A 6,543-nucleotide genomic window follows, 5' to 3' on the forward strand; every position below is an offset into this window, starting at 1 on the left:
GCCCCCTCCCCGAAGCGGCGCACCACCACACCCCGGGCGGCCAACTCCCCGGCCAGGGCGTCGAACCGCTCCTCCCGCGGCAGCAGCGCGTAATCCCCCTCCCGCTGGCACCGAAACAGCCGCTGCTTGGCCTCGAGGTAGGCCTCGGCCGAGCCGTGGTGGTCGAGATGATCCTCCTGCAGGTTGAGCAGCGCGGCCCAATCGACGTGCAGCGGCCGGCTGCGCTGCAACTGAAAGCTGGAGAGCTCAAGCACCACCCGTGGCGAGAGGTGGCGTTCACTGAGCAGATCGAGCATCGGCTGGCCGATGTTGCCGGCCACCTCGACCCCGCCGTCGAGCGTCTCGAGCAGCACGCCGAGCAGATGGCTGACCGTGGTCTTGCCGTTGGTGCCGGTCACCGCCAGCAGCCTGCCCCGGTACTGCTCGCCGAAGAGATCGAGATCGCTGAGCAGCTCCGGACGGCCACTCGCCTCATGCCGCGCGCGCAACTCCTGCAGCACCGGATGGTCCCAGGCGATCCCCGGACTGAGCAGCACGCGATCGAACCCAGCCAGCAGATCGGCATCGAACGGGCCGATGGTGACATCGGCGGTCATCCCCGCCCCGCCCCGCTCGTCGAAACCACGACAGTCGATCCCCTGCGCCCGCAGGTGGCGGGCCATCGACTGGCCGGTGACCCCCATGCCCAGAATCGCGCAGCGCATCGTCATCGGATCTTCAGCGTGGAGAGCGCAAAGAGCGCCAGCAGGATGGCGATGATCCAGAAGCGGACGATCACCTTGGGTTCCGGCCACCCCTTGAGCTCGAAGTGGTGGTGGATCGGCGCCATGCGGAAGACCCGCCGGCCGGTCAGCTTGAAGGAGGCCACCTGCACCATGACGCTGATCGCCTCGAGCACGAACAGCCCGCCGGCGATGGCCAGCAGCAGCTGCTGGTGGGCGGCGCAGGCGACAAAGCCGAGCGCCGCCCCCAGCGCCAGCGCGCCGACATCGCCCATGAACACCTGCGCCGGATAGGTGTTGAACCAGAGAAAGCCGAGACAGGCGCCGACCATGGCGCCGCAGAAGATGGTCAACTCACCCACTCCGGCGACATGGGGGATGAGCAGGTAGTCGGCGAAGCGGGCGTGGCCGGTGAGATAGACCACCACGGCCAGCGCCGTCGCCACCATGAAGGTGGGCGCCACCGCCAGACCATCGAGCCCGTCGGTCAGATTGACCGCGTTGGAGGCGCCGACAAGCACCAGCACGACGAAGGGGAGATACCACCAGCCGATGTTCCACGGCTGCTTGACGAAGGGGATCACCACCAGCGGCTCGCTCATCGCCGTCAGGATCAGCCCGACCACCAGCGCGATAACCAGCTGCGCCCCCATCTTCTGCCGGGCGGAGATCCCCTCGGGGCTGTGCAGCACCACCTTGCGGTAGTCGTCGTAGAGGCCGATGGCACCGAAGCCGACCAGCACCAGCAGCGCCAGCCAGACGAAGCCGTTGGTCAGGTCGGCCCACAACAGGGTGGAGAGGAGCACCGCCACGATGATCAGCAGCCCCCCCATGGTCGGCGTCCCCTGCTTGGCGTGGTGGGTGGCCGGACCATCGCTGCGGATCGGCTGCTGCTGGCTGGCGCTCAGCCAGCGGATGAAGCGGGGGGCGGCCAGCCAGCAGAGCACCAGCGCGGTGATCAAGGCGTAGATGGTGCGGAAGGTGATGTAGTGGAACAGGTTGAACCACGCCACCCGGTCGGCCAGCGGATAGAGCAGGTTATAGAGCATCCGCCCCCTCCGGAGCCAGCAGCGGCAGCAGCCGCTCCAGCCGGTTGCAGCGGCTCCCCTTGAGCAGCACGCTGTCGTCAGGGCCAAGCCCGCGAGCCATCTGCCCGACCGCATCGGCCAGATCGGCGAAGGCGGCGAACCACTCCGCCTGCGGCCAGCGCCCGGCCAGCGGCGCCATCTCCGCGCCGAAGAGCAGCACCCGGTCGATGCCGGCCAGCGGCAGGGCGGCGTGGGCGGCCGCAGAGTCATCCCCCAGCTCGGCCATCTCCCCCAGCACCGCGATCCTGCGGCCGGGCAGCGCCGCCAGCAGCGCCAGCGCCGCCGCCATCGAGGCGGGATTGGCGTTGTAGCTGTCGTCGATGATGCGCGCGCCGCCGAGGCCGCGCATCGCCCGCAACCGCCCCGCCGGCGGCCGCCACCCCTCCAGCCGCCGGGCGATCCGCTCCAGGGTCAACTCCGGCCGCAGCCGCCGGGCCACGGTGGCGGCCAACGCCATATTCTCCGCCAGGGCGGTGGAGGGGAGCGGCAGATCGAGCGCCGCCTGCCCATCGCCCTGGCACAGCAGCAGCCGGCCGCCGCGCAATACCGCCTGCACCGCCGAGACATCCTCCGCCTGCAGCATCGCCCCCTCGGTCCGCACGCCGGCGTGATCGAGCAAGGCGGCCACGCCCCGCCCGAGGAAAAGATCGGGGCACCCCCGCTGCAGCATGATCCCCTTCTCGCGGACGATCTCCTCCAGCGTACCCAGCCCGGCGCTGTGGCCAGAGGAGATCGCCGGCACCACCACCAGGTCGGGCGCCACCATCGCAGCCAGCTCGGCCATCTCCCCCCGTTCGCTGATGCCGCACTCGACCACCGCCGCCTGCGCCGCCCGCGGGATGGCCAGCAGGGTGAGCGGCGTGCCGATCAGGTTGTTGCGGTTGCCCTCGGTCTGGTGGACCCGCCACGGGTCGATGGAGAGCAGATGGGCGAGCAGCGTACGCACGGTGGTCTTGCCCTGCGAGCCGACCACCGCGATCACCCGCTCCACCCGGCAGTCACGACGGTGGCGGGCGGCCAGCGCCCGCAAGGCGGACGCACCCTCCTCGACCAGCAGTTGCGGCACGGGAAGCATGCGCCACCCCTCCGCCCGGTCGCGCGCGCCTATCAGGGCGGAAGCGCGGCCGACGACGTCGGCGGCGTAGCGATGGCCGTCGTGGTTGGGGCCACAGAGCGCGACGAAGGCCTCCCCCGGGCGCAGCCGGCGGCTGTCGATCGAGAAGCCCGCCACCTCCGGCGGCGGCGTGCCGCGCCACACCCCGCCGGTCGCCTCGGCCATGGCCCGTGCGCTCATGCCCACCGCCGCTCCGGCGGCTGGCGCAACAGCGCGCGCACGCAGTCGGCATCGCTCCACGGCTGGCGCACGCCGTCGCGTTCGATGTACGACTCATGCCCCTTGCCGGCGATCAGCAGCAGATCCTCCGGCCCCTTGGCGCGCAGCGCATCGGCGATCGCCGCCCCCCGGTCGATCTCGATCCGGCAGGGGCAGCGCCCGGCGACACCGGCGGCGATCTCCTCGGCGATCGCCCGCGCATCCTCGTCGCGCGGGTTGTCCTCGGTGATCCAGAGGGCATCGGCACCGCAGGCGGCGATCTCCCCCATCCGCGCCCGCTTGGCCCGGTCGCGCCCGCCACCGCAGCCGAAGAGCAGCAGCAGCCGACCGCGACAGAGCGGGCGGGCGGAGGCGAGCAGCGCGGCCAGCGCCTCCGGGGTGTGGGCGTAGTCGATGTAGACCCCCGCCGCCACCTGCTCCATCCGCCCGGTCGGCGTCGGCATCGAGGAGAGCAGCGCCGGCAGATCGTCGAGCCCGGCGAGGCCGCCGAACCAGAGCAGTGCGGCGGCCGCCGCCAGGTTCTCGTGGTGGAAGGCGGCCGGCGGCACATCCTCGACCACCACCGACCCTTCCGCCACGGCAAGGCAGAGCCGCCGGCCATCCTCCACCGACCAGGCCAGCGTATCGGGCGCCGCCGCGCCGCCCTCATCCCGCCGATACCAGCAGGCCCCCTCCAGCCGGCCGAGCTCCTCCACCACCACCGGATGGTCGCCGTTGCCCACCACACGGCCGCCGCCGGCAGCCACCTGCTGCATGAAGCGGCACTTGAGCGCGCGGTAGCGTTCGCTCCCGCCGTGCTCCTCGAGATGGTCACGGCCGAGGTTGCTCCAGAGCGCCGCGGAAAAGGGGATCCCTGCGATGCGCTGCTGCGCCACACCGTGGGAGGAGACCTCACAGACCAGCGCGCCGACCCCGGCGCGCCCCGCATCGGCCCGCACCCCGTGGAGGGTCAACAACGACGGCGTGGTGTTGTCCAGCGGGAGGCAGTCGTCCGCGGCGCGCATCCAGCCCAGCGTGCCGAGCGACCAGGCCGAGCCGAGCTTGCGGGCCAGCGCATGGCGCACCATCCAGACGATGCTGCTCTTGCCGTCGGTGCCGGTCACCCCGATGCATCGCGGCGGCCGATCCCGGGTGCCGAGCAGCCTGCCGAGCAGCGCGCCGGCCTGCTCCATGGAGGCCAGCGCCAGATGGGGCATCCCCGGCTCCAGCAGCAGATCCAACCCGACCGTCACCAGACAGCCCGCCCCCCGCGCCCGCGCCTCGGCGCAGTAGCGGCGCACCCGCCCCTCCTCGTAGCCGGTGCAGGCGGAGGGCAGCAGCAGGAAGAGGGCGCCCTGAGTGACCGCACGGCTGTCGTCGCAGATCGCGGCCACCGCCACCCTCCGCCCCTCCACGTCGAACGGCACCGGCCGATCGAGCCGCAGGTGGTGCAGCGTCCCCCCGGCGAAACCCGGGAGTAAGGCGGAGGCAGCAGCGGCCGGCTCACTCACCGAGCCACACCTCCACGAGCCCCCCTTCGCCCACCGAGGCGAGCGACTCCGGCCTCTGCCGGCGCACCCAGCCGCTGCCGTGCACCCGCAACTGCCAATGGTGGCGCGCCGCCTCGCGCCGCACCTCGCGCAGCGAAAGGTGGTAGAGCGCCGCCCTGGGCGCCCCCTCGTCGACGAAGGCGACCCGGCGCAGGGCGGTCCGGTGGGGGCGGCGGTCGGCCTGCAGCCTGGGGGCCACCCCCAGCCGAGGCAGCGCCTGTGCGGCGATGGCGCGGAAGATCGGCGCCGCCACGCTGCCGCCGTAGATGCTCCGCTGCGGCTCGTCGACCATCACCATGATCACCAGCGCCGGCTTCTCCACCGGCGTGATGCCGGCGAAGACCGCGGTGTAGCGTTTGCGGTCGTACCGACCGTGGCGGTTGGGCTTCTGTGCGGTGCCGGTCTTGCCGGCCACGCTGTAGCCATCCGGCACCGCCTGCGCGCCGGTCCCCTCGCTGCCGGTGGCCTGTTGCAGCATGGCCAGCACCTCGTCGGCGATCTGCGGCGCCATCACCTGCCGCGGGGGATCCCGCCGCTGCTCCGGCTCCAGCAACAGCCGTGGCTCGCGGTAGATTCCGTGGTTGGCGATCACCGCGAAGGCGGCGGCGAGCTGCAGCGGGGTGACCGCCACCCCCTGGCCGAAGGCGATGTTGGCCGTCTCCACCGGACCCCAGCGGACCGGGGGCGGCAGATTGCCGGCGGACTCCCCGGGCAGGCCGATCCCCGCCCGTGCACCGAAGCCCACGCGCACCAGCATGCGGTAGAGGGGCTCCGGCCCGATGTCGAGCGCCAGCTTGGCCGAACCGATGTTGCTCGAGTGGGCGATCACCCCGGCCATGTCGAGCCACCCCTGGGGATGGTCGTCGTGGATGATGTGGTCGGCCACACGGAAGCGCCCGTTCTCGCAGTAGATCATCGAATCGGGCTTCCAGCGGCCGGAGGCGAGCGCCGCCGCCATGGTGAACGGCTTCATGGTCGAGCCGGGCTCGAAGGCATCGGTCACCGCGCGGTTGCGCCACTGCCAAGGATGGTACTTGCGGAAGTTGTTGGGGTTGAACGACGGCCAGTTGGCCATCGCCAGGATCTCCATGGTGTTGGGATCGAGCACCACCGCCGCGCCCGCCTTGCCGCCGTTGGCCTCCACCCCGTGGGCCAGGGCGGCGTAGGTGATGCTCTGGATGGCGCTGTCGATGGTCAGCTTCACCGGCAGCCCCGGCTGCGGCAGCTTGACCCACTCGCTTCCCGGCAGCAGCCGGCCGCGGGCGTCACGCATCACCCGCCGCAGGCCGGGGAGGCCGCGCAGATGGTCGTCGAGGCTGTACTCCAGCCCCTCCAGCCCCTTGCCGTCGACCCCGACGAAGCCGAGCAGATGGCCGGCGTCGGCGCCGAAGGGCTGGAAACGCCGCCACTCGTTCTCCTGCCGCACCCCCGGGATGCCGAGCGTCATCACCGCTTGTGCCATCTTCGGCGGGCACTGCCGCCGGAGCCAAACGAAGCCGCGCCGCCCGGAGAGCCTGCGCTCCACCCAGCGGCGCGAACGGTGCAGCGCCCGAGCCAGATCGTCGTAGCGCTCCGGCGGCACCTTGTCGGCGAAGGCGGCCACCGACGGCACCCGCAGACTCTCGGCCAGCACGTTGCCGTTGCGATCCTGGATCGTGCCGCGCGGCGCCGGGACTTGGAACCGGCGCAGGCGCTGCCGCTCGGCCTTGTGCTGCAACAGATCGGACTGGAGCCACTGCAGATCGACCATACGCACGGCCAGCAGCACGAAGCCCAGGGCGAGGAAGCCGGCGACGACCAGCGCGCGCCGGCGGAAGTAGCGATCGGCATCGAGCGGAGGCAGCAACACCGCCTCCCCACCCCCACCCGCC

General features: G+C 72.0%; 5 protein-coding genes. All 5 read right to left on the reverse strand.

Annotation, left to right across the window (positions count from 1 at the left end; translation table 11 throughout):
• On the reverse strand, positions 1-704 hold a 704-nt coding region (locus tag D6682_03305; GenBank protein RMH51833.1), incomplete at its 3' end, for a UDP-N-acetylmuramoyl-L-alanine--D-glutamate ligase.
• Positions 705-706: 2 nt separating this feature from the next.
• Positions 707-1,771, reverse strand: coding sequence for a phospho-N-acetylmuramoyl-pentapeptide-transferase (locus D6682_03310; protein RMH51834.1), 1,065 nt, complete (start codon positions 1,769-1,771; stop codon positions 707-709).
• A complete protein-coding gene (locus D6682_03315) occupies positions 1,761-3,110 on the reverse strand; it encodes a UDP-N-acetylmuramoyl-tripeptide--D-alanyl-D-alanine ligase (GenBank protein ID RMH51835.1) in 1,350 nt (449 codons plus the stop codon). Before D6682_03315 ends, D6682_03310 begins: the two co-directional genes overlap by 11 nt.
• On the reverse strand, positions 3,101-4,633 hold the full coding sequence (gene murE, locus D6682_03320) for a UDP-N-acetylmuramyl-tripeptide synthetase (GenBank protein ID RMH51836.1): 1,533 nt from the start codon (positions 4,631-4,633) through the stop codon (positions 3,101-3,103). Before murE ends, D6682_03315 begins: the two co-directional genes overlap by 10 nt.
• A complete protein-coding gene (locus D6682_03325) occupies positions 4,626-6,422 on the reverse strand; it encodes a penicillin-binding protein 2 (GenBank protein ID RMH51837.1) in 1,797 nt (598 codons plus the stop codon). The genes murE and D6682_03325 overlap by 8 nt, the downstream gene beginning before the upstream one ends.
• Positions 6,423-6,543: the final 121 nt, after the last annotated feature.

The sequence above is a fragment of the Zetaproteobacteria bacterium genome (assembly GCA_003696765.1).
Taxonomy (GTDB): domain Bacteria; phylum Pseudomonadota; class Zetaproteobacteria; order Mariprofundales; family J009; genus RFFX01.

Bases quoted from the DNA above. Each gene is read 5' to 3' on its own strand.
- D6682_03325 (RMH51837.1), bottom strand. From the start codon at position 6,422: ATGGTCGATCTGCAGTGGCTCCAGTCCGATCTGTTGCAGCACAAGGCC.
- D6682_03310 (RMH51834.1), bottom strand. From the start codon at position 1,771: ATGCTCTATAACCTGCTCTATCCGCTGGCCGACCGGGTGGCGTGGTTC.